This is a genomic window from Affinibrenneria salicis, assembly GCF_008710095.1.
The window spans coordinates 1-26,294 of record NZ_VYKJ01000025.1 but is presented as its reverse complement, the minus strand read 5'-3'; the positions used below and the strand labels follow the sequence as shown (position 1 = coordinate 26,294).

The 26,294-nt window shown below is 56.7% G+C and carries 20 protein-coding genes and 1 pseudogene; 11 read left to right on the top strand and 10 right to left on the bottom strand.

Annotation, left to right across the window (positions count from 1 at the left end; genetic code table 11):
• Positions 1 to 219 precede the first annotated feature (219 nt).
• A pseudogene (locus FJU30_RS27365) lies at positions 220 to 757 on the top strand (IS5 family transposase); the annotation flags it as partial.
• A 238-nt stretch (positions 758 to 995) separates the two neighbouring features.
• Here the strand turns inward: FJU30_RS27365 and FJU30_RS25690 are convergent.
• Together FJU30_RS25690 and FJU30_RS25685 are read right to left on the bottom strand one after the other, a co-directional pair.
• A complete protein-coding gene (locus FJU30_RS25690) occupies positions 996 to 2,318 on the bottom strand; it encodes a 6-phospho-alpha-glucosidase (RefSeq protein WP_150437799.1) in 1,323 nt (440 codons plus the stop codon).
• A complete protein-coding gene (locus FJU30_RS25685) occupies positions 2,315 to 3,943 on the bottom strand; it encodes an alpha-glucoside-specific PTS transporter subunit IIBC (RefSeq protein WP_150437798.1) in 1,629 nt (542 codons plus the stop codon). The genes FJU30_RS25690 and FJU30_RS25685 overlap by 4 nt, the downstream gene beginning before the upstream one ends.
• Positions 3,944 to 4,053: 110 nt before the next feature.
• Between FJU30_RS25685 and FJU30_RS25680 the strand changes: the two genes are divergently transcribed.
• From FJU30_RS25680 to FJU30_RS25670, 3 genes are all read left to right on the top strand, one after another.
• Positions 4,054 to 4,362, top strand: coding sequence for a hypothetical protein (locus tag FJU30_RS25680; protein WP_150437797.1), 309 nt, complete (start codon positions 4,054 to 4,056; stop codon positions 4,360 to 4,362).
• Positions 4,363 to 4,492: 130 nt separating this feature from the next.
• Complete coding sequence (locus tag FJU30_RS25675; protein WP_150437796.1) at positions 4,493 to 5,197, top strand: GntR family transcriptional regulator; 705 nt, start codon at positions 4,493 to 4,495, stop codon at positions 5,195 to 5,197.
• Positions 5,198 to 5,884: 687 nt separating this feature from the next.
• Entirely contained in the window at positions 5,885 to 6,784 is a 900-nt protein-coding gene (locus FJU30_RS25670) for a sugar phosphate nucleotidyltransferase (RefSeq protein WP_150437795.1), read from the top strand.
• Between the two features lie 217 nt (positions 6,785 to 7,001).
• Here FJU30_RS25670 and FJU30_RS25665 read toward each other — a convergent pair whose 3' ends face one another.
• Positions 7,002 to 7,538, bottom strand: coding sequence for an Lrp/AsnC family transcriptional regulator (locus tag FJU30_RS25665; RefSeq protein WP_150437794.1), 537 nt, complete (start codon positions 7,536 to 7,538; stop codon positions 7,002 to 7,004).
• Between the two features lie 155 nt (positions 7,539 to 7,693).
• Here FJU30_RS25665 and FJU30_RS25660 point away from each other — a divergent pair, with 155 nt between their 5' ends.
• The 6 genes from FJU30_RS25660 to FJU30_RS25635 all read left to right on the top strand — a co-directional run bounded on the left by FJU30_RS25660 (position 7,694) and on the right by FJU30_RS25635 (position 17,340).
• A complete protein-coding gene (locus tag FJU30_RS25660; protein ID WP_150437793.1) occupies positions 7,694 to 8,656 on the top strand; it encodes a DMT family transporter in 963 nt (320 codons plus the stop codon).
• Positions 8,657 to 8,892: 236 nt separating this feature from the next.
• On the top strand, positions 8,893 to 10,299 hold the full coding sequence (gene gndA / locus FJU30_RS25655) for an NADP-dependent phosphogluconate dehydrogenase (protein ID WP_150437792.1): 1,407 nt from the start codon (positions 8,893 to 8,895) through the stop codon (positions 10,297 to 10,299).
• Between the two features lie 1,238 nt (positions 10,300 to 11,537).
• Positions 11,538 to 13,418, top strand: coding sequence for a beta-glucoside-specific PTS transporter subunit IIABC (locus FJU30_RS25650; protein ID WP_150437791.1), 1,881 nt, complete (start codon positions 11,538 to 11,540; stop codon positions 13,416 to 13,418).
• 18 nt (positions 13,419 to 13,436) lie between these two features.
• On the top strand, positions 13,437 to 14,855 hold the full coding sequence (locus FJU30_RS25645; protein ID WP_150437790.1) for a glycoside hydrolase family 1 protein: 1,419 nt from the start codon (positions 13,437 to 13,439) through the stop codon (positions 14,853 to 14,855).
• A 140-nt stretch (positions 14,856 to 14,995) separates the two neighbouring features.
• A complete protein-coding gene (licT, locus tag FJU30_RS25640) occupies positions 14,996 to 15,832 on the top strand; it encodes a BglG family transcription antiterminator LicT (RefSeq protein WP_150437800.1) in 837 nt (278 codons plus the stop codon).
• Between the two features lie 62 nt (positions 15,833 to 15,894).
• The gene (locus tag FJU30_RS25635; RefSeq protein WP_150437789.1) at positions 15,895 to 17,340 is read left to right on the top strand and encodes a DUF1593 domain-containing protein; all 1,446 of its coding nucleotides are present in this window, start codon (positions 15,895 to 15,897) and stop codon (positions 17,338 to 17,340) included.
• An 82-nt stretch (positions 17,341 to 17,422) separates the two neighbouring features.
• Here FJU30_RS25635 and FJU30_RS25630 read toward each other — a convergent pair whose 3' ends face one another.
• From FJU30_RS25630 to FJU30_RS25610, 5 genes are all read right to left on the bottom strand, one after another.
• Positions 17,423 to 19,375: a methyl-accepting chemotaxis protein gene (locus FJU30_RS25630; protein WP_150437788.1), complete on the bottom strand. Its 1,953-nt coding sequence runs from the start codon at positions 19,373 to 19,375 to the stop codon at positions 17,423 to 17,425.
• Between the two features lie 374 nt (positions 19,376 to 19,749).
• Complete coding sequence (locus FJU30_RS26945) at positions 19,750 to 19,977, bottom strand: hypothetical protein (protein ID WP_191091694.1); 228 nt, start codon at positions 19,975 to 19,977, stop codon at positions 19,750 to 19,752.
• A gap of 96 nt (positions 19,978 to 20,073) precedes the next feature.
• Positions 20,074 to 20,688 carry a hypothetical protein gene (locus FJU30_RS25620; protein WP_150437786.1) on the bottom strand — a complete coding sequence of 205 codons (615 nt, stop codon included), beginning with the start codon at positions 20,686 to 20,688 and terminating at the stop codon, positions 20,074 to 20,076.
• Between the two features lie 459 nt (positions 20,689 to 21,147).
• Entirely contained in the window at positions 21,148 to 21,777 is a 630-nt protein-coding gene (locus tag FJU30_RS25615; protein ID WP_150437785.1) for a DNA-3-methyladenine glycosylase family protein, read from the bottom strand.
• 73 nt (positions 21,778 to 21,850) lie between these two features.
• Positions 21,851 to 22,720 carry a metal ABC transporter substrate-binding protein gene (locus FJU30_RS25610; RefSeq protein ID WP_223881707.1) on the bottom strand — a complete coding sequence of 290 codons (870 nt, stop codon included), beginning with the start codon at positions 22,718 to 22,720 and terminating at the stop codon, positions 21,851 to 21,853.
• A gap of 489 nt (positions 22,721 to 23,209) precedes the next feature.
• Between FJU30_RS25610 and mntR the strand changes: the two genes are divergently transcribed.
• Positions 23,210 to 23,680: a manganese-binding transcriptional regulator MntR gene (gene mntR, locus FJU30_RS25605; protein ID WP_150437783.1), complete on the top strand. Its 471-nt coding sequence runs from the start codon at positions 23,210 to 23,212 to the stop codon at positions 23,678 to 23,680.
• Between the two features lie 92 nt (positions 23,681 to 23,772).
• On the opposite strand, the gene galK is transcribed toward mntR, so the two are convergent.
• Together galK and galT are read right to left on the bottom strand one after the other, a co-directional pair.
• Positions 23,773 to 24,924, bottom strand: coding sequence for a galactokinase (galK, locus tag FJU30_RS25600; protein ID WP_150437782.1), 1,152 nt, complete (start codon positions 24,922 to 24,924; stop codon positions 23,773 to 23,775).
• On the bottom strand, positions 24,921 to 25,973 hold the full coding sequence (gene galT / locus FJU30_RS25595; RefSeq protein WP_150437781.1) for a galactose-1-phosphate uridylyltransferase: 1,053 nt from the start codon (positions 25,971 to 25,973) through the stop codon (positions 24,921 to 24,923). The genes galK and galT overlap by 4 nt, the downstream gene beginning before the upstream one ends.
• Between the last annotated feature and the right edge of the window lie 321 nt (positions 25,974 to 26,294).

Genomic DNA, 26,294 nt, shown 5'->3' with positions numbered 1-26,294 from the left:
AAGCCATGGCACTAATGAGGGCAGAGAGTGCGGATGTTCATCAGGGCTCACGAAGCCGGATATATGTGTGTGGCTACTTTGTCAGAAAAAGATCTGCCCGTACTTGTATCGGGGAGGTGTCCATATAGCTATTTAGACCAATGTCAATCACCGTATTAGGCTGTGTCCCGTAATAGATTTTGATAGAATAACTCTCTGATTTTTCATGTGGATATCTCCATGGCTTGTTACGAACTTCCCGACATTGCATGGGAACTGATTTCACCTCCGCTTCCCCCTGAACGTTCTCAAAAGGTCAGTCATCCTTACGTTGAACACTGAAAGATTATCAAGGGCATGTTTTGGGCACTTTGATCCGGGGTACCATGGCGTGATTTGCCTGAGCGTTATGGCGCGTGGAAAACGGTTTACAACTGTTTAAACCGCTGATCAAAATCAGGGATCATCAAAATTATTTTCAACAGGTTGCTTTCAACTTTTGATGGAAATGACTGACCTCACTGGTCAGCGATATCACTCGATGGCAGTAACATCCGCGCCGATCATTGCGCCGATGCCGCTCATGTGCCGGATCGCTCACGAGACGGTTATTGCACCAAAATCCATCTGGCAACAGATGGACAAGACTTCCCGCTAAATATTCTGCTGAGAGGCGGATAAACCATGAAAGTCAGTACGCATTCGGCTTCTGGATGGTATCGAGGTAAACCGTAAAAGTGGCTATCTTAAACGTCGGGGAAAAGCGGTTCTTGCTGATAATGATAAAGGGTATTTATTCCTCCTAGGCGCAATACTCTTGCTTGCTGCAAGAAAGTAGATAATTCATTTTATTTTAAGGAGTTTTTAGTATTGTTGTAGCTCGGTGTATTGTTTGTCTATCCAATAGATAATTGAATGGCCGCCAAGGCGGGTAGTCCTCTCTAACCCAATACCCCTTGCCCGCGCAAGTAGAGTAATCTGCGCGAGCAAGGAGCATAGATACCAATAACGTCCCGTTATTTCAATTCCGGCCAGTACTCTCTATTGGCTTCCACCAGATCGTCGAGAATTGCCTTCGCCACTGAGGCGCTGGGCACGGTTTTCGATAGCGTAATAGCCTGCCACAGCTTCTGATAAGAGCGCTGTTCCCAGGCGTCCACCACCAGTTTTTCCACCGCCACTTGCTGGCCCATCAATCCTTTCTGGAATTGCGGTATGTCGCCCATCACCAGCGGTTCCGGCCCTTTTTTGCCGACCAGGCAGGGAATTTCCACCATCGCTTCCGGATCAAAATTGTTGATTGCGCCGTTGTTCGGCACGATGAGCAACATGCGTTCCTGAGTATTAAAGGCGATGGCGGTCGCCAAATCGACGATGTAGGATGCATGTTCGTCAATTTCCAGCTGTCCGGCAGAGGATTTACCCGCCTCGATAATCGCCCGACACGAGCCGAATACGTGTTTTTCGCGATGCGCCATCACTTCGTTGGCCCGGGTGTATTCCGGGTTGGAGTGTTGCACCACGTAATCCGGGAACAGATAGTATTTCAGGTAGGTGTTGGGGAAGGTGTCCGGGTCCAGCGCCCAGACGTCTTTCGCCTTGGCGAAGGTATCGTTCCAGCTGGCTTCGGTATTGGGGTCTTCGCTCGGCGGCACATAGCCGTGTTTAGCCACATATTCGCGCAGTTGCGGCATCAGGTCGTTGCCGTCCAGATCCTCAATGCTGGTCCACCAGCCAAAGTGATTTAGCCCGTAGTAGCGTACGCGCATTTGTTTGCGATCTTTCAGGCCGACGATCTGCGCCATGCGGCCTTCGATCCCGATCGGCATATCGCAAATGTTGAGAATTTTCGCGCTGGGACGCAGGCGGCGCGTCGCTTCCGCAACGATGGCCGCCGGATTGGAGTAGTTCAGCATCCATGCGCCTGGCGAATATTTTTCCATATAATCGACAATTTCCAGTACGCCGCCGATGGAGCGCATGCCGTAGGCGATGCCGCCGGGGCCGCAGGTTTCCTGACCCACAACGCCGTGGCGCAGCGGGATTTTTTCGTCTTTTTCACGCATTGGGTATTTACCCACGCGGATATGCGCCATCACAAAGTCGACATCCGTAAAGGCGGTCTGCGGATCGGTCGTGTAGCTGAAATCAATTTCCGGCGCCTGTTCGCGCAGGATGATTTTACAGGCTTCGGCGATGGTTTCCTGACGCGCGCCGTCATTGTCGTAAAACTTAATCGCGCGCAGCGGGAAGCGGTGCTGGTTTGCCAGTAACATCAGTACGATACCTGGAGTAAAGGTGCTGCCACCGCCGGCTACAGCTACTGAGAATTTTTTCATGATACAGCCTCCGTTATGGATGATTGGTTTGCCGATGCAGTCTCTTTCATCAGATTTTCAATTTGTTCGCGAACCAGCGGCACATCCAGGCCGACGATCACCTGAATCGCATTGCCGTGGCGTACCACGCCGTGCGCGCCGATGTCTTTAAACGTTTGGTCGCTTTGCATCAGCGCCAGGTTGGCCAGCGTAATGCGCAGCCGGGTGGCGCAGTTGTTGAGTTCGATAATGTTGCTGCCGCCGCCCAGCGCCTGCAGGAAGCGAGCCGCCTGGCCTTGACGTACGTCATGACGGGAGTCGGTGCTGGCGGTGGTCTGCTGGCGCGCGGCCTTGTAGTCGGCCTTGCTGTAGAGTTTGACTTCGCTGTCTTCGCGGCCCGGCGTTTTCAGGTTGAAGCGCAGGATCAACGCGCGGAATACCACGAAATAGATGCCGGTGAAGGCGACGCCGATAGCGATTTGGGTAAACACCATGCCGGCGTGGTTATGGAACATCGGGATCCAGTTTTGCGGCAGGAAGCCGTCCAGCAGGCCGCCGCCCATATTACCCACCACGCCGGCCATATACATGATGGTGGCCATGGTGGCGGAAAGAAGCGCGTGCACGGCGAACAGCAGCGGCGAGATAAACAGGAAGGTGAATTCCAGTGGTTCGGTAATCCCCACCAGCATGGCGGTGAGGGTGGCCGGAATTAATAACCCGGCGACTTTCAGCCGGTTTTCCGGCGAAGTGGTGTAGTAGAGCGCCAGCGCGATGCCGGGCGCGCCGAAGACTTTGGCGTTGCCGTGCAGCGCGAAACCGCCTTCAGGGAACAGCGCTTTCAGCGGTTCTGCGCTTTGGCTGAATTCGAGCATGTGTTGCGCCCAGTACACCTGGATGCCGCCTTCGACCGCCGCCGGTCCGAAGATGAACGGCCCATAGACAAAGTGGTGCAGGCCGGTCGGGATCAGGATGCGTTCCAGGAAGGTATAGACCCAGACGCCCAGCGCGCCGGAAACGCGTAAAAACGCCTGCAGGGACTCAATGCCGGCCTGTACTTTCGGCCAGCCCAGCAGGGTTAACCAGGCGCAGGGAATCATCACCAGGAAGGAGACGATGACAACAAAAGAGGAACCCTGAAATATGCCTAAGAATACCGGCAGTTGTTTATCAAAGTAGCGGTTGTGTATCGCGGTAACCAGACCGGAAATAACAATGGCGCCAATTATACTGGTATCCAGCGTTTTAATTCCGGCGATGGTGGTTAAGCCGCTATCCGGCGTTACCTCCGCATTAAGATTAACGCCGAAGAAATCGCCCCAGGTCATGCCCATGGCGTTAATAAAATAGTTCCAGGTTAAAAAACTAACCAGTACGGCCAGGCAGGCTCGCCCCTGGGCCTGTCTGGCCAGCCCGATAGGCAGACCAACGGCGAAAATAAGCGGCATATTACGAAAAACCGTCCAGCCGCCTTCTTCAATAATATAAACAATCTGAGCGAATAAATTATCTGGCGCGGAGAGCGCTTCTCCAACAAACATTGGATTACGCAACATAATTGCAATGCCCACCACAATACCGGCAAAAGGAAATAGCAGTACTGGAGTAAACATTGCTCCGCCAAAACGTTGTATTTGACTGAGCATAATTAAATCCTCGTAAACAGCTGTAGGGTTATCCTCGCCATATTTCGGGTTGCAGATGCGTACCCTTATTTTCACCCCGGCTGCTTACCTGAGTAAGTTTCCGGGGATTAATGGCGACATCCTGTCTCTCACCGCAGATCATCCATCGGCTGGATAAATTCGTTATCGGTGAATCTGCCGCCGCAATGCCGTATGAGCCGGCTTTGCGGTCCCGCCTTTCAGCGCAGGCGCTGTTCAAAACGCTGTTGCTGTTTTTGTCCTGCAACCCGAATTATTTCGGGTATCGCGACCTTCTTTTTTTAACGTGGGCCTCTGGAAAGGAGCATAGAGGGGCGGTGATGAGAAAACGTCGGGTACTGAACCGATTCGTGATCGTTCTCATGATTTTTATTTACCATAAGATGTCTGATTTTTACTGAATTTGTAGACATGATGATGAGTAAGGAAATAATTTCATCTGAAATCAGTTTTAAGATTTTATTTATCAAGTTGTTATGTGATTATTGGATGTGCCTGACATGGCTCGGAAAGATATGGAGAGATCTACTAGTGATCTATAAATCAATCGCGGAACGGCTGCGGATGCGCATCGACTCTGAGGATTATGCGGTGGGCAGTCCATTACCGGGCGAAAAGCGTCTGGCCGCCGAGTATGGCGTATCGCGCATGACCATCCGCAAAGCGACGGATTTGCTGATCGAATGGGGGCTGGTTACCCGTCGACACGGCAGCGGCACCTATATTGTCAGAAAAGACGTACACCATGAAATCAGTCAGTTTATGGGATTTCTGGAAGCGATGCACAATCAGGGGAAAGAGGTATTTACTGAGGTGCTGGCGTTTAATCTTATGCCGGCGCCGCCCGCCATCGCAAGCCAGTTGCGGATAAAAGTTAATGAGCGGATTTATTATTCGCGGCGCATTCGTTCGGTACAGGGGAAACCCATGGTGGTGGAGGATAGCTATATGCCGGCGCGTTTATTCCGTAATTTATCGCTGGCGCATCTGGAAGGGTCGAAATTTTCCTATATTGAAGATGAGTGCCATATCAATATCGCCGGCAATCATGAGTGTCTGACGCCGGTGCTGGCGGATGAGAATATGGCGAAGATGCTGAATATCGAGCCGGAAACGCCAATATTGCGCATTACCTCGCTGGTCTATAGCGACAGCGGCGAGTTTGTCAATTATTCAGTGATGCATCGCAATGCCAGAGACTATCAGGTCGAATATATTTTACGGCGTAATCCGTAGCGCCGCGCCGCGTTATTTATTTTGTCGGCGCGGTTTTCGGGGGCGTTAAGAGCCTGTCCCGGCCGGCGTTATCGGCGTAACCAGTTTGGATACGGACAGCGCGGAGCAAACGGAGCGTACTCATGGTACGTGAGGATGTCGTGCATTGCTCTCGCTCAGGAGGGCAAGTGAAATAGACCTGACGGGACAGGCTCTAAGTCGTCGGGCCTGTTTATGGTGTGGGCGGGGTTATAACACGTACCGTTACGCACTATGGCAAACAGGTGGCGCAACGCCGCGATACAGGCGCAAGTCCGGCATAAACCGCCAGGTGAGCGGGGCAGAGAGAGGCACGCCGCCAGCCCAGTCAGCGGCGTCTGGCTGCGGTCCTGACGCCGATTTCGGGCATGCCGGCCGGAGGGGAGTCTCACCGCAAAGATTAGCGGCAGCCGGCGCTCCGCCAGACAGACCCTGTGGCATCCTTCCGGCGCCGGGACGATAAGGGACAGTCATCATGCCCGGCCTGGCTGGCTAACGCTTCGGTATGTGGGGCTGAAATAACGGCGCGGGCTGCACCAGAATAGTCCTATGTTGCAGAAAAAATCCGTTTCCGCGATCTCTCTTCTGTATATTAGGTGTAAAGTTAAGGCAGACGTGACGCGTGTTTAGCGTCGCCACAGGCTGACTTGCAGATTAAGAGAACAATCTATGACATCATTGAAAGCCATTATCCCTGTCGCAGGGCTGGGGATGAATTTGTTACCGGTTACTAAAGCGATTCCGAAAGAGATGCTGCCTTTGGTTGACCGGCCGGTAATAGAGAAGATTGTTAATGAGTGTGTCCGGGCCGGCATTACCGAAATCGTGCTGGTGACGCACGCGTCTAAAAATGCCATCGAAAACCATTTCGATACTTCCTTTGAACTGGAAGCTCTGCTCGAAGAGCGCTTAAAACGTCAGCAGCTGGAAGAAGTGCAGGCGATAGTGCCGAAGGGCGTCACGATTATGAATGTGCGCCAGGGTAAGACGCTGGGGTTAGGCCACGCCGTTTCCTGCGCCCGGCCGATTATCGGCGATTCGCCCTTTGTTGTGGTGCTGCCGGATGTGGTGATGGACGAATCGAGCGCCGATCAGTCAAAAGAGAATCTGGCGTTGCTGATTTCCCGCTTCAACGAAACCGGCCGCAGTCAGGTGCTGGTAAAACACCGTCCTTACGAAGTGCTGCCGGAATACTCCGTGGTGGAGTGCGCCACGCCGTTAACCAAAGCCGGCGATGCCGCCGCGATTACCTCAATGGTGGAAAAACCGGTGGCGCCGCCGGTGACCGGTTCCGATCTGTCGGCGGTGGGGCGCTACGTACTTACGAAAGAAGCCTGGCCGTTGCTGGAAAAAATGCTGCCGGGCGCGTGGGGGCGTATTCAGCTAACCGACGCCATCGCCGGGTTGATTAACAGCCGGCAGCAGGTGGATGCGGTGCAGATGGCTGGCCGTAGCTTTAACTGCGGTCGTAAGCTGGGTTATATGCAGGCTTTTGTTTCTTACGGTCTGCGCCACCCGGAACAGGGTAAGGCCTTTAAGGAAAAAGTGAAGGCGTTGCTCAGCAAATAACGCTATACGGAGACGCGTCGCCTGCCTGCTCGCGTCTCTTTTCGCTCTCTCTCCCGCCTGTTTCCGTTCCTTTCCGTCGGTCTGTCTCTATACATCTCCTTTGTTTTCGGAAGGCGGCGCTAACTTGCTGTGGCCGCAAGAAAAACGGCCCATTCCCGATCTGGCTGGAATCCGGCGTCAGGCCGCCGGGTAAGCCCGGCCGGCGCCTTGCTGCGTCTCAGGATTTATGCGGTATAAGCAACGGATCGACGGAGATTTCCCGTTTCAGCGTGCGCAGCGCAAAGGTCGAACGGGTATGCCGGATGCCGCTGGTGCGGTACAGCGTCTGGCGCAGGAAGCGCTCGTAGTGCGCGGCGTCGGTCACGGCGATCTTCACCAGGTAGTCATAGTCGCCGGTCACCAGGTGCGCTTCCAGTACTTCCGGCATATCGGCCAGCGCCTGGCCGAAGCGTTCGAGTATTTGATCGTCATGGTGATCGAGCGTGATCTCAACAAAAAACACGTCCGTTACGCCGATTGTTTTGGCGTTAATCACCGCAACATAGTTTTCGATCGCGCCGCTGGCCTCCAGCCGTTTCAGCCGGCTCCAGCAGGGCGATGTCGATAGCCCAACTTCTTCCGCCAGCTCCGCGATGGTCAGGCGCCCATTCTGACGCAGCGCGGACAGAATTCTGCGATCGGTCATATCCAGCTCGCGCGGCGCGGCGCCGGTTTTATAAAGAGGACCTTCAGAATGTTTGTTCTTTGAAGTCATGATTACCCCGAAAATAATTCCATATCTAATTAATCATACAGGATAAATAAGCAAAATATTGCTTTTCCTTCAGATTACAATGACTAAGCGGGAAGCTGGCCGATGCGGCGTCGGGCGCCGGCCTGCGCTTATTTCTGGGTAATGGGGGTAACTGTATGAATCGTACATCGCTATGGGTCAAAGGGTTGTTCCTGCTGGCGCCGTTGCTCTTTGCCAGTAATATGGTGGCCGCCCGCTGGATCAATGCCGAGTTTCCCCCGGTTTCTCTGGCCTTTGGCCGCTGGCTGCTCGCCGCGCTGCTGTTGTTGCCTTTTGTCCTGCCCGCGCTGCGGCAGTGCGCGCCGTTGATGCGTCGGCGCGCCGGCGATTTGGCGCTGCTGGCTCTCCTTGGCGGGGCGTTGAGCGTGGCGCCGCAGTATGCTGCGGCGCACTATACCCATGCCGGCCACATCGCGCTGATCTTCGCCTTGTCGCCGGTGCTGGTGGCGCTGATCGAACGGTTAATCTGGAAGGTCGCGCTCTCGCCGGCGATGATTGTCGGCGCCGGTATCGCCTTTGCCGGTATCGGCGTCGCCGTTTTTGAAGGCAGTCTGGCGCATCTTAGCCGGCTTGCGCTGAACCGTGGCGATGTGATCGCGTTTATCGCCGCGCTTGCCTGGGCCGGCTATACCGCGCTGCTGCGGCGCAGACCGGTGAATTTGCCGCCGTTGGTGCTGCTGTGGATTGTGGCCGGCGGCGGCGCGCTGGCGCTGCTGCCGTTTACGCCGGTCGAATGGTGGCTGTCCGGCGCGGTGCCGCATTTTTCTCTGCGCATCGTCGGCGGCATGTTTTTCGTCGCGCTGGTCGCCGGCATCGCCGCCTACCTGGTTTATGCGCGTATCGTCGCGGCCTTCGGCGCGGCTCGCGCCAGTACCTCGATGTACCTGGTGCCGGTGTTCGCTTTTCTGCTCGGCGCGCTGCTGCTGGATGAACGTCTGCAGTTCTACCATGTTATCGCCACGCTGATGGTCTTTGCCGGCGTTGCGCTGGCGACCATTAAAAGTGCCGGGCAAAAACGGGCGCCGTCGTATGCCGATGTTTCACCGCTGTCCCGCCGGCGTATCGGTAAGGCGGCGTGAGCGACGGCGTGGCGATCGGCTATTATTCAGATTAAGCGCGGCGCGCCCATTCCCGGGGCATTGCGCCAAAACAGCATAGACAGCGCGGTTTTTCATTGCCTGGCGCCGCGTCTCCTCTGGCAAACCAATCACTACCCACTCACTCAAACCTGAGTTACCATGTGGACCGCATTCGAATCACCTGTTCGTCTGTCAGCTGCGGCAGGTGGATTATCCTTCAGACAGGAGTGGCTTTAATGTCCAAACAACAGATTGGCGTTGTCGGTATGGCGGTGATGGGGCGTAACCTGGCGCTTAACATCGAAAGTCGTGGTTACACCGTTTCTATTTTCAACCGTTCTTCCGACAAGACTGATGAAGTTATCGCCGAAAATCCAGGCAAAAAACTGGTGCCTTACTACACCGTTGAAGAGTTTGTTGCCTCCCTGGAAAAACCGCGCCGTATCCTCTTAATGGTGAAAGCCGGTGAAGCGACGGACAAAACGATTGAATCGCTGAAACCGTATCTTGAGAAGGGCGATATTCTGATCGACGGCGGCAATACGTTCTATAAAGACACCATTCGTCGTAACCGCGAATTGTCGGCTGAAGGTTTCAACTTTATCGGCACCGGGGTTTCCGGCGGCGAAGAGGGCGCGCTGAAAGGGCCGTCCATCATGCCTGGCGGTCAGAAAGCCGCTTATGAACTGGTCGCGCCGATTCTGGAAAAAATCGCCGCTCGCGCCGATGGCGAAGCCTGCGTGACCTATATCGGCGCCGACGGCGCCGGCCACTACGTGAAGATGGTGCACAACGGCATCGAATACGGCGATATGCAGCTGATAGCCGAAGCCTATGCGTTACTGAAACAGGCGCTGGGGCTGAGCAATGACGAACTGGCCGCTACTTTCTCCGAATGGAATAAGGGCGAGTTGAGCAGCTACCTGATCGAAATCACCGCGGATATCTTCACCAAAAAAGATCAGGAGGGTAAATTCCTGGTCGATGTGATTCTGGACGAAGCGGCCAACAAGGGAACCGGCAAATGGACCAGCCAGAGCTCGCTCGATCTGGGCGAACCGCTGTCGCTGATCACCGAATCCGTATTCGCCCGCTACCTGTCTTCGCTGAAAACTCAGCGCGTGGCGGCGTCGAAAGTGCTGACCGGCCCGGCTGAGCAGGCCTTCACCGGCGATAAGGCGGAATTTATCGAGAAAGTGCGGCGCGCGCTGTACCTTGGTAAGATCGTTTCTTATGCCCAGGGCTTCTCGCAGCTGAAGGCCGCCTCCGATGAAAACGACTGGGATCTGAACTACGGCGAAATCGCCAAAATTTTCCGCGCCGGCTGTATCATCCGCGCGCAGTTCCTGCAGAAAATTACCGATGCCTATCAGCAGAATCCGGCCATCGCCAACCTGCTGCTGGCGCCGTACTTCAAACAGGCGGCCGATCAGTATCAGCAGGCGTTGCGCGACGTGGTCGCTTATGCGGTGCAGCACGGTATCCCGACGCCGACTTTCTCCGCGGCCATCGCCTATTATGACAGCTACCGTTCCGCCGTTCTGCCCGCCAACCTGATTCAGGCGCAGCGCGACTACTTTGGCGCGCATACCTATAAGCGTACCGATAAAGACGGCGTATTCCACACCGAGTGGCTGGACTAAGCGTAATTTGCGCCATGCCTGCACGGTTCTTCACCGTGCAGGCGGGGATTCATCTGCGTCATAGTCGCCCGCATGCAGAGGGATCCCCACGAATAAATATTTCATCTCTGCTGGACAGTTGCCGGTAAGCGCTTTCCAGCTACTTAATACTTCAGATGCGCTTCGTTCCATCCATGGCGCCCGCGCTTGCAGGGCCGCCTCCAGCGGCGTTCAAATCCGCTTCCGGCGGATTTATCGCTCCTCCCGGTCACTTACTACGGTAAGCTGCTGGAGATGAATGAGAGACATCCTGTCTCTCACCGAAGATCAGCCGTTGGCTGGACCAATCCGTTGCCGACGGATTGGTCTCTGCGTCGCCGCGTGATTCGGCCCGTCTCTGGATTTCACCCCGCGGAGCCGCCGCCAGCTGCGTCTAAATCCGCTTCCGGCAGATTTACCGCTTACCCGAATCACTTACCTGAGTCAGTTCATCGGGATTTACTCTCTTGCCGGCTTATTCGGCCTTATGGCCTCATCCATTCGGCGGCTGCGCATACGCTGTTCAACAACGCTTTTGGCATTGTTGTCCTGTAGTTCGAATTATCTGGAGTATAAATAACTTCGCACATTGATGCTTCACATCTCATCGTGCGAGACCAGTACTGGTGGGATGTCATGTCCTGCATGTGTAGCGCTATTATGCGAGTCTATTTATTATGATTGTCTGAATAATATTTTCATCGAAATAATACAACGGGATTTTATATAAAAAGAGGTAAGCAGTAAGGGCGTCATTGAGGTGGTCGAATAAATCGAATCTTAAGTTCGGCTCATGCTCAGAACAGGGCGGGATTCCACTTTGATGAAAAACATACACAATTACGGTGTCTTGATAAATACGGCATATCAATAATTTTTCACTAATCTGAAACCATATCTCGACGATGTGTTTATTGAATTATTTTTGCCCTTGTTTTAATCATAATAACCACACAAAGTGAGCAGGAGCCAACCCCGGACGGTTACGCGCGCGGGGAGGGTGATGGGTATCACAGATTACTGACCTGCCGCTTGAGGCGGCCGATATTAACCGCTATAACAATTAGCTATAGGACGTCATCGGGGGCAACCCTGAGCGAAACCTGGTTCAGAGCATGTTATTGATACATGTGCTGAATCAGGTTTTTTTTTGGTTTTTTTTTCCGCCTGGCCAGCGGGAAAGCGCAGCAATGACCGTAACGACAATCAGGACGGATAACATGAATGCTAAAGAGCTTGCCGCAAGTACCTTACGGCTGGTGGGGGGCGAAGCTAATGTGGCGTCGCTGGTGCATTGCGCCACGCGCCTGCGCTTTTCCCTGCGCGACCTGAGCAAGGCCAATTCCGCCGCGATTGAAAAACTGGACGGGGTGATTACCACCGTCAACAGCGCCGGGCAGTTCCAGGTGGTGATCGGCAACCGGGTGGCCGAGGTGTATCGCGAATTCGGCGCGATATCCTCGTTGCTGGAAGATAACCGGAGCGCGCAGTCCGAAAGCGCCGCCGCGAGCGCCAGCGTGCTGGGGCGGCTGGTGGATATCGTGGCCGGTATTTTTACGCCGTTGCTGGGCGCGATGGCCGCCTCCGGCGTGCTGAAGGGGCTGCTGACGATTTTCCTCGCTCTGGGATGGATGGCGCCGACGCAAAGTACCTACATTATTTTGCACGCCGCCTCGGACAGCCTGTTTTATTTTCTGCCGATTCTGCTGGCCATTACCTCGGCGCGCAAATTCAACACCAATGTGTTTGTGGCGGTTTCCATCGCCGGCGCGCTGATCTACCCCAGCATTCAACAGCTGTTCAACCAGCCGGATATCACCTTTCTGGGACTGCCGGTGGTGATGATGAAATATACTTCGTCGGTGATGCCGATTATCCTGGCGGTGTTCCTGATGAGTTACTTCGAGCGTTTTCTGAACCGGCGCATTCACGAAAGCGTGCGCAACATTCTCACGCCGTTTCTGCTGCTTATCGTCATGGTGCCGCTGACGCTGATGACCATCGGCCCGTTCGGCATCTATGCCAGCGAAGCCGCCGCCTGGAGCTTCGTCAAAATTTACGGCTTTAATCCGATTATCGCCAGCGCGCTGTTCGCCGCCGCCTGGCAGATCATGGTGATCTTTGGCATCCACTGGGGATTCGTCACTCTGTTTATCAACGATATTTCGGTGCTGGGGCGCAGCCATCTTAAAGCGGCGACCGGCCCGGCGGTCTTTTCCCAGGCCGGCGCGGTGCTGGGCGTCATGCTGCGCAGCAAAAACAAGAAACTTAAAGCCCTGTCCGGCAGCGCTTTTATCGCGGCTATGTTCGGCATTACCGAACCCGCCGTCTACGGCATTACGCTCAAACTGAAGAAGCCGTTTATCTGCGCGGTGATCGCCGCGGCCGCGGGCGGGGCGGTGGTGGGGTACGCCAATAGTTCGGCTCTGTCGATGGGCATGACCAGCCTGTTGACCATTCCAATTTTCTACGGCGAAGGCTTCGTCGGTTTTCTGGTGGGAACGGCTATCGCCTTTGTGCTGGCCGCGCTGCTGACCTATATCGTCGGTTTTGACGATCCGATTGATGACGACGCCGCCGTCGCGCAACCTAAGGCGCCGTTGACTGAGGCGGCGACCGCCACGGCGTTGACCCGCGCCGGGGCGCCGGCGGGCGGGGTCATCATCGCGCCGATCAGGGGCAAGGTGGTGGCGCTGGAGCAGGTCAATGACAAGGTTTTTTCCTCTGGCGTGGTGGGGCGCGGCGTGGCGATCCGGCCGGAGGAAGGCAAGGTTTACTCGCCGGTGGACGGCGTGATCTCCAGCACTTTCGCCAGCGCGCACGCGCTGGGCATTCTGTCCGACGACGGCGCGGAAATACTGATTCATATCGGGCTGGATACGGTACGGCTGCAGGGCCGCCACTTCCAAAGCCATGTTAAAGAAGGACAGGTGGTGAAATGCGGCGACCTGTTAATCGAATTCGACCTGCAGGCGCTGGAAAACGCCGGATTTGACGTCATCACGCCGGTGCTGGTGACCAATGCCGATGATTATCCCGCGCTGGCGGCCTCACACAAAGTTAGCACGGCGCCCGGCGATGTTCTGATCGCGCTGTGTTGATTGCTAAAGGAGAAAAGTATGCAATATCAAAAACTGAGTGAATTTCCGGCTGATTTTTTATGGGGCGCGGCCACATCGGCCTATCAGGTAGAAGGGGCGTGGAACGAGGACGGTAAGGGGCCATCGGTGATTGATGCGCGTACCGCCTACCCGGAGGGCACCACGGATTATAAGGTCGCCAGCGATCATTATCACCGCTATAAGGAAGATGTGGCGCTGTTTGCCGAGCTGGGGTTAAAAACCTACCGCTTTTCCATCGCCTGGAGCCGCATTATTCCTGATGGCGACGGCGAAGTGAATCCGGCCGGCGTGGCGTTTTATCATCGCCTGATCGATGAACTGCTGCACTACGGTATTGTGCCGATCGTCACCATGTATCACTTCGATTTGCCGCAGGCGCTGCAGGCGCGGGGCGGCTGGTACAACCGCAATACGGTGGATGCGTTCGAGCGCTACGCCCGCGTGCTGTTTAAGGAGTATGGCGGCAAGGTGAAATACTGGCTGACCATCAATGAACAGAACATGATGATCCTGCACGGTTCGGCGATAGGCACGCTGGACCCGACGCTGGATAATCCGAAACGCAATCTGTATCAGCAGAACCACAACATGCTGGTGGCGCAGGCGCGCGCGATGAATGCGCTGCACGCCAGCTTCCCGGACGCGAAAATCGGTCCGGCGCCGAATATTTCCCTGATCTACCCGGCCAGCGCGAAGCCGGAAGACGTGATGGCTGCGTTTAATTTCAACGCGATCCGCAACTGGCTGTATCTGGATATGGCGGTGTTCGGCCGCTACAACAGCACCGCCTGGCGCTATATGGAAGAGAAAGGCTACACGCCGGACATTCTGCCGGGCGATATGGACGTGCTGGCCGAGGCGAAACCGGACTTTATCGCGTTTAACTATTACACCTCGCAAACGGTCGAAGCCAGTAAGGGAGACGGTTCCGATGAGACGGCGCGCGAAGGCGATCAGCATCTGCGCTCCGGCGAAGAGGGCGTTCATCGCGGCGCGGCTAACCCGTTCCTGCAGAAGAATGCCTTTGGCTGGGAGATTGATCCGATCGGCTTCCGCAATACGCTGCGCGCGCTGTACGACCGCTACAATTTGCCGCTGATCGTTACCGAAAATGGTCTGGGCGCGTTTGATAAGCTGGAAGACAACGGCGAAATCAACGATCCCTACCGCATTGATTACCTGCAGCGGCATATTGAGCAGATTCAGCTGGCGCTTACCGACGGCGTTGAGGTATTCGGCTATACGCCGTGGTCGGCGATCGACCTGGTTTCCACCCATCAGGGCTGTTCGAAGCGTTACGGTTTTATTTATGTTAACCGGGACGAGTTCGATCTGAAGGATTTGCGCCGCATCCGCAAACAGAGTTTTTACTGGTACGCGCAGGTGATCCGCGATAATGGTCTGACGACGCGCTGACCCGCGCCGTTCTATCCGGCCGGCCCGTATCGCCGGCCGATGCGGGCGCGCATCAGCGCCCGGCGGTTTTGCTTATTGTCGCCGTCGCGGGGGCCGCGCTATCCTGGCGCAGTCTGTGTCGTTCTGATGAGATGACTGTGATGAAAGTTGAAAAAATATTAAGTCATAACGCAGTCCTGCTACTCAATGAACACCACGAAGAGATAGTGGCCGTCGGCCGGGGTATCGGTTTCGGCAAGCGTCCGGGCGACAGGATCGACGCGGGTAAGATCGAGAGCCAGTTTGTGCGCAAGCGCGATGGACTGACCGATGTCTTTGACCAAATGGTGGCGCAGATTCCGCCGGTTTATTTCGCGGTAACGCAGCAAATCATCAGCCTGGCGCAGCAACAGCTGGCGATTAAGCTGCAAGACCCGCTGGTTCTGGCGCTGAGCGACCATCTGAATTTCGCCATTCAGCGCCATGAAAAGGGCCTGGGGCTGAAGAACTTTCTGCTGTGGGACATTAAACAGTTCTATGCCAGAGAGTTCGCCATTGGTCTGCAGGCGCTGGCGCTGATCGAACACCGGCTGGGCGTGCGTCTGCCGGAGGACGAGGCGGGGTTCATCGCCCTGCATCTGGCTAACGCGCGCAATAACAGCGATATGCAAAGCACGATGCAAAGCGCCACGATTATTAAAGATATTCTGGCGATCGTGAAATATGATCTGAAAATCACCTACGACGAAGCCTCGGTTAACTATCAGCGTCTGATTACCCACCTGAAATTTTTTGCCCTGCGTCTGCTAAACAGAAATACCGTCAATCATGCTGACGACAGTATCTATCAGGGAATCAAAGAGTCTATGCCGTCGGCCTGGAACTGTGCGATCAAGGTGCGCGACTATGTGGCGCAAAGCTATCAGTGCCCGCTCACCACGGATGAAATTATGTTTCTGACTATCCATATTTATCGTTTGCAAAAAACGCGCGAATAGCCGGACGCACGGCGCAGATGCTCTGACCGGGTCACTTCGTTAACCTCAATACAGGAGAAGATATGTTTTCAGCAGCAACCTGGTTTCGGCCGCTGGCGCTGGGCTTATATATGAGCGCGGCGGCGATGGCGTCTCTGGCATCGGTAGCGCATGCCGCGGCGGAGAGCGCGGGCCCGGCCGTCGATAAAACCCGCATCCTGATCCTGACCGATATCGGCAACGAACCGGATGATTCCCAGTCGCTGGTGCGCTTTTTGCTGTATAGCAATGAATTCGACGTCGAGGGCATTGTGGCGACGACCTCCACCTGGCTGCGCGATAAGGTCAATCCGCAGATGATCCATGAGCGTATCGATGCGTATCAAAAGGTTCTGCCCAATTTGCGGAAACACGCCGCCGGATACCCTGCCGCCCAGGCGCTGCGGGCGGTGGTACGCAGCGGACAGCCTGGCTACGGCATGGACTGGGTCGGAGAGCATCGCTCGACGGAGGCTTCGGCGCTGATCGTTCAGGCGGTCGACAAGCAGGACAGCCGCCCGCTGTGGATTACCGTTTGGGGCGGCGGCGTCGATCTGGCGCAGGCGCTGTACGATGTCAAAGCCAGCCGCAGTCCGCAGGCGGTGGCGGATTTCGTCGGCAGGATACGCGTCTATGCGATTTCCGATCAGGACAATACCGGCGTCTGGATCAGACGCAATTTCCCGCAGCTACGCTGGATCACCAGCATTCACGCGTGGAACGATTATTTCCTGTCGAGCTGGATTGGCGTCTCGTCGTCGTTCGCGCTCGGCAGCGATATGAGCGAAGTCAACAATGACTGGCTGCAGCAAAATATCCGCCGGAAAGGGCCATTGGGCGCGCTCTATCCGGCCATAGAGTACACGATGGAAGGGGATACGCCATCGTTTCTCTATCTGCTGCGTAACGGACTCGGCGATTCGGATCATCCGGAATACGGCGGCTGGGGCGGGCGCTACGCCGCGATCGCGCCGGATAGCGATGAGGGATTGCGGGTCAGCGCGTCCGATACCGTCGTGGGGACGGACGGCAAGTCGTACCGCACCGCGCCGGCCACCATCTGGCGCTGGCGCGATGCGTTCCAGAATGATTTTGCCGCCCGCATGGACTGGACCCAGAGCGGCGAGCTGAGCAAGGCTAACCACAATCCGGTTTTGGTGCTGAACGATCAGGCCGGCAGCGGGATTGTCGCCTGGCAGGCGAGGGCGGGCGAGACGGTTCGCCTCTCCGCGCAGGGTTCCGGCGATCGCGATGGCGATACGGTGACTTATCGCTGGTGGCAGTATAAGGAGCCGACGGCGACGGCGATCGGCGTGCATTTCGCCCCGGCGCTTGAGCTTACGCACGGCGACGGGCTGCAAACGGCGTTCATCGCGCCGTCGGTTGACGCGCCCACGCCGTTTCATATCATCCTTGAAGCAAAAGACAGCGGTACGCCGGCGTTGACTTCATACCGGCGGGCGATTGTGACGGTGCTGCCCGCCCGCTGAGTTCACCTGACGGTGCGCGGCGATGTGGCCGCGCTATTCTGCCCGCCCGATGAATTAATCCGGGCGGGGGAGAAACCGCGCGTTATGAGGCGGCCAGGCGCTGCAGCGTGGTCAACTGTTCAACCGCATCCTGCATCGCGTCCAGCCCTCTGGCCAGCTCTTTCAGGTTACTTAGGTTGGCGGTCAGATCGTTGCGATCCTTATCGGTGACCGCGCTCATTTCGGCAATCTGCTGCGCGGCGGAAATGCTTTTATCGGCCATCAGTTGCGTCGCGTTTACCGTCTGCTCCGCAATGGCGCGAATGCGCAGAATGGTGTCGACCGCCTGATTGATGTTTTGGGTGGTGGCGCCGACCTGTTCCTTCGAGGCGCCGGCCAGCTTACGGACTTCGGCCGCCACCACGGCAAAACCGCGCCCCGCCTCTCCGGCGCGCGCGGCTTCCACCGCGGCGTTCAGCGCCAGCAGCCCGGTATGGTCCGCAATGGCGTTGATGCCGCTGGTGATCTGGCTGATCCCCTGAGAAATGCGCTCCAGATCGTTCAGGCCGGTCGCCAGCCGTTCCTGGGCGGCGCGCGTCTGGGTGGCTGAATCGCTGATCGAATGGATACTGGTCTGCGCCATTTCCAGCGTTTCGCTCTGGCGTCGCGTAGATTGCTCCAACTGCGGCATGGCGGTCAGCAGCGGCGCCAGCGCCTGCTGGTAGTCAACCACCTGTTTGACCACGGTGGACTGAATGGCGTGCAGCGCTTCCCAGCGCTGTAGCCGGCGCTGGGAGTAATGCCGTGCATAGGCGGCGTACTCGATCGGAAAATGCGACATGGCGTCGACGTTGCGATCGAAAAAAGCCAGCGCGGACAGCGTCTGGTTAATCGGCACGCCGAGAATTTCACCAAAGCAGGAAAGGCCGGCGGCCGTTACGTTATCAAAGAAATGGGCTGCCGGCAGGGTATCTGGGTTGCCGGCCCGGCGCAGAACGCAGTCGTTAAGCAGAATCGCCGCGGGTTTGCCGTAATGCGCGACAAAACGCTGCCAGTCCTGGTCGGTTGTGGCGAGGAAATCGGTGGCCTGCAGCAGGTAAAGCCGATCGCCGAACTCCAGATCGCAGAAGAAAGCAATCTTATCGTCATGAATGGCGGAGATTGAGCGGATAAAGTACTCGCCGTTGGCCCGCACCGCGAAGGTTTTCCCCGCCAGCTGCTGCTGTAGTTGCGCCGGCGTACAGCTGAAATGGTCGGCCAGCGCCTGCTGGATTGGCTGAGGACGCCCATGGTCGTCGAACACCGAGGTGACCGTGCGCGCCACCGGATCGGCCTCGGCGACCAGCCAGCTCTGTCCGGTGGGTTCGAAGTTCTGGCTCTTGAACGGGGCGAACGATTTGCCCGGCGCCATCTGGCAGAACACGATGACCGCTTTGCCCTGCATCGGCTGACCGTCGGCGCTGAGATAGGTGCCGCTGAAATCGAGCTTACCGCCGGCGGAGCCGCCGGTCACCAGGCAGGGGAAGCGTCCGCAGTCGTACCAGGCCTGCATCAGAAACCCTTCGCTGGCCGATAGGCCGTCGCAATACAGCAGGGCGAAGGTGCGATCGGCGGAAAGCGGCAGGTTTATCCGCAGGCGTTCCAGCTCCTGGCGGATGGCGGCGATACGCGTCGCCGCGCTGGCCTTCTTGTTGTTGACGTGCAGATCAATCAGGTGCACTTCGTGGCGGGCGATCAGATTATCCGGCAGCCATAGCCAGCTGCCGACCGGGCCTTCCATCTCGCAATAGAGCGACTGACCGGGCTGATTACACAACGCGCCGGTCGACGAGAGCGTCAGCACCGTCCGTCCGGGACCGGCAAGCTGTTGCCAGGCGCTGCAGCTGCGCGCGAAATTGGCCTGCGGGGGAACAAAGCTGAGCAACAGTCCTGGCTTATCGGCCAGCCCCAGCGAGCGCATCGAAACCGGCAGCGATTTACAGCTGTAGGTGCCGCTGACCGGTTTTCCTCCCTTATGGATGCCTTTAACGCCGGCCCCGGTTAACAACGATGACATTAGTCCCATGATCTCCCCCGATTATCCATTAATTTAATCCATTATAAGGGAATCGTCCGGGCAGATGACATAATGTAATCTCGCGAATAGTTAGCCTGCGTTATGTTAATTCACATTAAAGCATTTTATGTATCTCATCTTGCGGGGCGGCGTCGGCATCGTTTCGGGCGGCGGAGGGCGGATTGTGTCTTTTTATCGTCAGGAAATGCCCGGCTAATGTAACAATCCATTGCCCCGCGGGGGTTCAGGAATTATCTGCATTGTACGTTTATTTTTTGCCTCTTATTATCGTGCTGCCTGTACTAAGGGTCACTTTGAGGTTAACTATGAAGCGTATTATAAAATTTGTCAGCGTAGCGGCGTTAATCACCATGCTAAGCGGTTGCCTGTTCCCGCCATTCGGCGGCCCGGGCGGTGGTCATGGCGGCGGGCACGGCGGTGGCGGCGGTGGCGGTGGTCCTCATGGCGGTTTCCAGGGCGAGAGCATCGGCCAGCCAGGCCCGCGTTAAGCCCGCGATATCCTGACGGCGCGGTGCGTCCGGCGCGCCCAATGCGCCGTCATCTCCGGATTCTTGCCGGTAGTTCCCGCCCGGTTTACCCATGGTCCCTGCTTCGGCAGGGACCTTTTGTTTTTGGGGGGCTGGCGAACAAAGACGGCATCGCACGATATTGATCGTCGTTTCAGGCCATTGCGCCGTTCAGCGTGCGGTAATCAGCAGCCGGTACTGCGTATTGTCCACGTTCCACAGCCAAATTTTCTCTGTGCTGCGCTGGTCGGAGCGGGTGATCGGCCGCAGTTCGCCGGTGCTGACCTTATAACCGAATACGCGAATATGTTCGGCGCGGGAAGCGCAGACGCGACTCAGCCAGAAGGTAAAACCGTGTGTCTGCAGATTGCCTAGCGTAGCCATAATGTTGTACTCACCGAGCAAATAGCCGGAGAACGTACTCTTGGACAACCGGTGTATCGCCTCTTCATTCACGTCGAACAGCGGACGCCAGACGGCCGTATGCAGCGTCGGCTTGTCGTTAATCCTGATGGCGTCATTAATGATACAGGTGGTGTAGTTGAGTATTTTTTCTTGCTCGCTGTCGACCAGCACAATTTCCATGTGCGGATAGTCGATATTTAGCCGGTTATCAACACGCAGCACTTTTTTACTGTGGCCGGGAAATAGCGCGTCCAGTTCCGTTAAGCCGGTACAGGCGGGATGCCGGCTCAGGGTTAAATAGGTGCTATGGTTAGTCTCCGGCTGGCCCAGACTCTCCATGTCGGGAATCAGCTGTTCGACCTGTAACAGTTGGTTTTCCATAATTCACCCCTTTGCCTTAATGTGTGAGTCAACATTTGCAGGAGGGTTATAACGGACTGCGGTTAATACCGATATAACCGTTATTTTATACTCGCCATACTTCAGGTTGCAGGTGCGCTGGCGGCGATCAATGATTCGGCCCGTTCCTGAACCTCTCCCCTGCGGGGCCGATGCCGCCGGCGTTCAGATGCGCATCGACTGATTTGCCGCGCTCTTGCCGCGTTACAAGATTCATGCGTCTGCCTCGCCCATAAAGGGCCGCCGCCCGGCGTTGTTCAAACGATAACGGTTAGTCCTGCAACTCGAATTATTTAGGGTATAAAGCATGTACGCCACTGTTTTTCCGGACAGGCAGCGACGATTATGCGATCGTCATCTGTGGTTAAAGTATAGACGTTGCCTGAGCCGGCGCGTACACAATGTGCGGTTTGTCCGCAGGGGAAATGATGGCGATCACATTTACAAACTATCGGACCCGGAGACGGGCAGTTTAGACATCTCCCACAGATAGAGCGAGGCCGTACTGCCATAGGGAGAGTAGCGACGCCGGTAGCGTTCGAACCGTTCGCGCGGCAGCGTGCTGTGCCGGTAGAGCCGCATGATGCCGCGGCGGATGGCCAGGTCGCCCCAGCTCAGAATATCGGGCCGGTTGAGCGACGACAGCAGCAGCATTTCCGCGGTCCAGACGCCGACGCCGCTCAGCGAGCTCAACGCCCGGATCGCGGACGCGTCATCCATCGCGCCGAGCGCATTCAGATCGAGCCGGCCGGAGAACACCGCTTCGGCCGCCTGACGGATGTAGCCGGCTTTTTTCATGGTCATGCCGCATTGTTGAATCTGGCGCTCGTCCAGCAGCAACAGGGCGTGGGGCGTGATAACGCCGCCGGTCAACTGCCCCAGCCGCTGGTTGACGGTCAGCGCGGCTTTGACCGAAATCTGCTGATCGACGATATTGCGCACCAGCGCGCTGAACAGATCGGGCGTGCGCGGGCGCAGAAGGCGGCCAAATTGCTCAATCGCCCGGGCCATTTTTTTATCGCGCCGGCTCAGCCAGGCCAGTTCGGTATCGCCATATTCAAAGAAGGTCATCGTTGCTTCATTCGCTGGAGACATCCGTTTGCGCCGCCCGGACGGGAAGGCGCTCGGCGGCGATCTTTAGGGATTATTGACCAAAACCGCTGGCAATGGTGCCGACGGTAACATTCAGCAGGTCGATATAGGTTGGAACCGGGCCGTCGGGGCGCGACAGCGAATCGACATACAGCACGCCGCCGTATTTCGCGCCGGTTTCTTTGCTGATCTGCTTAGCAGACTTGTCCGAAACCGTGCTTTCGCTGAACACCACCGGGATGTTGTTTTTTCTCACGCTATCGATGACATGACGCACCTGCTGCGGCGTGCCCTGTTCTTCCGCGTTAATCGGCCACAGATAAACTTCTTTTAAATCATAGTCGCGCGCCAGATAGCTGAAGGCGCCTTCGCTGGTCACCAGCCAGCGCTGGGCCGGCGGGATGTTAGCCAGCCGCGCGCGCAGCGGCGCATCCAGCGCCTTAATCTTCTGCGCATAGGCCTGGGCGTTGCGGTTATAGGTTTCGGCGTTTTTCGGATCGTATTTGACCAGCGCCTTGCGTATGTTTTCAGTATAGATCAGCGCATTAGCCGGAGACATCCACGCGTGCGGATTGGGATTGCCGTTATACGGCCCTTCGCGAATCGGCAGCGGCTCTACGCCTTCGCTGACGATGACCGAAGGCGTCGCGCGAATATTGTCGAAGAAGCGGCTGAACCAGCGCTCGAGATTCAGCCCGTTCCACAGCACCAACTGCGCCGACTGGGTTTTGACGATATCGCCCGGCGTGGGCTGATAATCATGAATTTCCGCCCCGGGTTTGGTGATCGACTCCACTACCGCCGCATCGCCGGCGACGTTGCGCGCGATATCCTGAATCACGGTAAAGGTTGTGATGACCTTAAATTTTTCTTCCGCGCGACCCGGCGAGGTAATCAGCGACAACAGCATACCGAGCAGCATCAGACGCAGGGTAAACGGAGAACGGAACAGCAACCGAAAAGTCTCACGCGATGAAGTCATAATAACCTCCAGGTAAAATGCAATATCCCCGTCATCTTTTCACCTGCAGGGACGCTGGTTGACGCTCTCCTGCGGTGCCGCCGCGAGCGGCGTGCAAATCTGTTGGGTGTAACTTTCTCTATTAATCAGTAAAACTGTGTCGGATTGCGTTAAGCGTTCTCTGCCGCGTCCGCACGCAGGTTCATGGCGATGACCGACTGCGCGGGGGCCTTGCCGGCTCGCCGCACGTCCGTCGCGTCTTACCCGCTGGCTTTTGCAGACCGCTGGCCTGCAGCGCGGTAAATTGACTGCTTCATATACAGATATAGCATAGGCTATACTTTATAGCAAAGGGATGAAAAGGAAAATTTGCTCTGCCGAACACTTCCTTTACACTATGCGCATTAATTCTGGCGAATCGGTGCTGGCCGTAATCAACAAGGGGCGTGCATGACCGCAGGCAATAACGAACGCGAGCAATCCAGCCAGACGAATCAGGTCGTGGATATTCAGGATCGCGTACAGGGATTTACTCAGGTGCGCGAGGCGCACCGGCGTGAACTGATGGATGACTATGTGGAGTTAATTTCCGATTTGATTCGCGAATGCGGCGAGGCCCGTCAGGTCGATCTTGCCGCGCGTCTGGGCGTTTCCCAGCCGACGGTGGCGAAAACGCTGAAGCGGCTGGCGAGTGCCGGGCTGGTGGAACAGCTGCCGTACCGCGGCGTATTTTTGACGGCGGACGGCGAAAAACTGGCGACGGAAAACCGCATCCGTCACCAGGTCGTCGAATCCTTTTTGATTGCCCTTGGCGTCAGCGAAGAAACGGCGCGTTGCGACGCGGAAGGGATCGAACACCACGTCAGCGCGGAGACGCTGGAAGCGTTCCGCCGCTATACCCGGCAGGCGGAAGCACGCTGAACGGCCGCCGCCGGGCATAGCGGTCGAAAACCCCGCTCAGGATTGCCTTAACGCGTTGCCGTCTTCGACTGCCGGCCGACGGCGCCGTCGCATTACAGCACGCCTGCGCCGGACGAGGCCTGGCAGACGTAGAATGTGGCGTTCAGGCCGTTAGTGCGTAACGGATATTCATGTTCGACGGCGGCGCGAACCCGATCGACCAGTGCATCCGGCACCAGCGCTACCACGCAGCCGCCGAACCCGCCGCCGGTCATCCGCACGCCGCCCTGATCGCCGATGGTCTCTTTGACGATCTCAACCAGGCTGTCAATCGGCGGCACGGTAATGGCGAAATCGTCGCGCATTGAGTGGTGCGAGGCAGCCATCAGTTCCCCCATCTGGCGAATATCGCCGTCGGCCAGCGCCTGCGCGGCGGCAAGCGTGCGGGCGTTTTCTGTAATCACATGGCGCGCGCGACGCGCCACCAGCGGGTCCAGCTCGTTCTGCCGGGCGGACAGCTGCTCCAGACTGACATCGCGCAGGGCCTGCGCGTTGAAGAAGCGGGCGGCCTCTTCGCACTGCTGGCGACGGGTATTGTATTCGCTGTCGACCAGCCCGCGTTTGACGTTGGAATTGATGATCACCACCGAAATATTGGCCGGCAGCGGCACCGAACGGGTCGTGAGCGAGCGGCAGTCGATCAGCAACGCATGGCCCTGCTGACCGAGCGCCGAGATCAGCTGATCCATAATGCCGCAGTTGCAGCCGACAAACTGGTTTTCCGCCGCCTGGCCGTTGAGCGCCAGCGCCACGCCGTCCAGCGGCAACTGATACAGCGCCTGAATCGCCTGGCCGACCGCCACTTCCAGCGAGGCCGAAGAGCTAAGCCCGGCTCCCTGCGGCACATCGCCGCTGATGGTCATATCGAAACCGCCGAAGTGACCGTGGCGCAGCTGTAAATGTTTGATGACGCCGCGCACATAATCGGCCCAGCGATATGCCGGATGGCGTTCAATCGGCGCGCTGAGCGAAAATTGATCCTGCTGATTGTCATAGTCGGCGGCGATCGCGCGCACCTGGTCGTCATCGCGCTTGCTGCAGCTGATCACGGTCTGGTAATTGATGGCGCAGGGCAGCACGAAACCGTCGTTATAGTCGGTGTGCTCGCCAATCAGATTGACCCGTCCGGGAGCGCGGACGGTCAGCGCCGGCGCATAGCCAAATTTTTGTTCAAACAGGGACTGCGTGTGGTGTGATAATTTCATGATTGCACATCCGCCTCGTTATAGTGAACATCGCTGACCGCGCGCAGACGTTCTGCGGCCTGTTCAGCCGTTAAATCGCGCTGGGATTCCGCCAGCATCTCGTAACCCACCATAAATTTGCGCACCGTCGCGGAGCGCAGCAGAGGCGGATAAAAATGCGCATGCAGCTGCCAGTGGCCGTTGTCCTTGTCGTTAAACGGCGCGCCGTGCCAGCCCATGGAATAAGGGAACGAGCAATGGAACAGGTTGTCGTAACGGCTGGTCAGCTTTTTCAGCGCCAGCGCCAGATCCTGGCGCTGTTGCGGAGTCACATCGGTGATGCGCAACAGGTGCGCTTTCGGCAACAGCAGGGTTTCGAAAGGCCAGGCCGCCCAGTAAGGCACAACCGCCAGCCAGTGCTCCGTTTCCACTACCGTGCGCGTGCTTTCGCGCTGTTCGTACCGCTGGTAGTCCAGCAACATCGGCGAATGATGCTGCTGGTAATACTCGAGCTGTAACCGATCTTCCCGTTCGGCTTCGTTCGGCATAAAGCTGTTGGCCCATACCTGCCCGTGCGGATGCGGGTTGGAACAGCCCATGGCGGCGCCTTTATTTTCAAATACCTGAATCCACGGATAGTCGCGCCCCAGTTCGGCGGTCTGCTGTTGCCAGGTCCGAATCACCTGGTCAAGCGCGCTGAGCGACAGTTCCGGCAACGTTTTGCTGTGATCGGGCGAAAAGCAAATCACCCGGCTGGTGCCGCGCGCGCTCTGGCAGCGAATCAGCGGATTATCCGTCGCTGGCGCATCCGGCGTATCCGGCATCAGCGCGGCGAAATCGTTGGTAAAGACGAAGGTGCCGTCATAATGCGGATTTTTATCGCCGCTGGCGCGCGTGTTGCCAGCGCACAAATAGCAGTTCGGATCGTGCGGAGGACGAACCTCGCGGGACAGCGTTTCCTGCTGACCCTGCCACGGGCGTTTCGCCCGGTGCGGCGATACCAGAATCCATTGCCCGGTCAGCGGGTTATAACGGCGGTGGGGGTGATCGCCAGGATTAAAATCCGTCATGATAAGTCCTTATGCGTTCTGTGATTGCCAGGTTTAATGCAGGTGCTTTGTAATCGATTACACATATATTGTTCTGCATTATTGTTTATAAAGATTCTATGTCTGAGCGAGATAAAAAACCCGCTGATTTATTGAGTTTTGCGAACAGGATCTCATTTCTGTTTTTGACTTTTGTGTGTAACCGATTACATTTTCATGAGGCATGAGGCATGAGGCATGAGGCATGAGGCATGAGGCATGAGGCATGAGGCATGAGGCATGAGGCATGAGGCATGAGGCATGAGGCATGAGGCATGAGGCATGAGGCATGAGGCATGAGGC

What these genes read in the sequence shown, in the direction of transcription:
- FJU30_RS25670 (WP_150437795.1), top strand. Translation starts at nt 5,885, where the DNA reads ATGACATCATTGAAAGCCATTATCCCTGTCGCAGGGCTGGGGATGAAT.
- FJU30_RS25690 (WP_150437799.1), bottom strand. Translation starts at nt 2,318, where the DNA reads ATGAAAAAATTCTCAGTAGCTGTAGCCGGCGGTGGCAGCACCTTTACT.
- FJU30_RS25645 (WP_150437790.1), top strand. Translation starts at nt 13,437, where the DNA reads ATGCAATATCAAAAACTGAGTGAATTTCCGGCTGATTTTTTATGGGGC.
- FJU30_RS25680 (WP_150437797.1), top strand. Translation starts at nt 4,054, where the DNA reads ATGGCGACATCCTGTCTCTCACCGCAGATCATCCATCGGCTGGATAAA.
- gndA (WP_150437792.1), top strand. Translation starts at nt 8,893, where the DNA reads ATGTCCAAACAACAGATTGGCGTTGTCGGTATGGCGGTGATGGGGCGT.
- FJU30_RS25635 (WP_150437789.1), top strand. Translation starts at nt 15,895, where the DNA reads ATGTTTTCAGCAGCAACCTGGTTTCGGCCGCTGGCGCTGGGCTTATAT.
- FJU30_RS25660 (WP_150437793.1), top strand. Translation starts at nt 7,694, where the DNA reads ATGAATCGTACATCGCTATGGGTCAAAGGGTTGTTCCTGCTGGCGCCG.
- galK (WP_150437782.1), bottom strand. Translation starts at nt 24,924, where the DNA reads ATGAAATTATCACACCACACGCAGTCCCTGTTTGAACAAAAATTTGGC.
- FJU30_RS25650 (WP_150437791.1), top strand. Translation starts at nt 11,538, where the DNA reads ATGAATGCTAAAGAGCTTGCCGCAAGTACCTTACGGCTGGTGGGGGGC.
- FJU30_RS26945 (WP_191091694.1), bottom strand. Translation starts at nt 19,977, where the DNA reads ATGGGTAAACCGGGCGGGAACTACCGGCAAGAATCCGGAGATGACGGC.
- galT (WP_150437781.1), bottom strand. Translation starts at nt 25,973, where the DNA reads ATGACGGATTTTAATCCTGGCGATCACCCCCACCGCCGTTATAACCCG.
- FJU30_RS25610 (WP_223881707.1), bottom strand. Translation starts at nt 22,720, where the DNA reads ATGCTGCTCGGTATGCTGTTGTCGCTGATTACCTCGCCGGGTCGCGCG.
- FJU30_RS25665 (WP_150437794.1), bottom strand. Translation starts at nt 7,538, where the DNA reads ATGACTTCAAAGAACAAACATTCTGAAGGTCCTCTTTATAAAACCGGC.
- FJU30_RS25620 (WP_150437786.1), bottom strand. Translation starts at nt 20,688, where the DNA reads ATGGAAAACCAACTGTTACAGGTCGAACAGCTGATTCCCGACATGGAG.
- mntR (WP_150437783.1), top strand. Translation starts at nt 23,210, where the DNA reads ATGACCGCAGGCAATAACGAACGCGAGCAATCCAGCCAGACGAATCAG.
- FJU30_RS25630 (WP_150437788.1), bottom strand. Translation starts at nt 19,375, where the DNA reads ATGTCATCGTTGTTAACCGGGGCCGGCGTTAAAGGCATCCATAAGGGA.
- FJU30_RS25685 (WP_150437798.1), bottom strand. Translation starts at nt 3,943, where the DNA reads ATGCTCAGTCAAATACAACGTTTTGGCGGAGCAATGTTTACTCCAGTA.
- FJU30_RS25615 (WP_150437785.1), bottom strand. Translation starts at nt 21,777, where the DNA reads ATGACCTTCTTTGAATATGGCGATACCGAACTGGCCTGGCTGAGCCGG.
- licT (WP_150437800.1), top strand. Translation starts at nt 14,996, where the DNA reads ATGAAAGTTGAAAAAATATTAAGTCATAACGCAGTCCTGCTACTCAAT.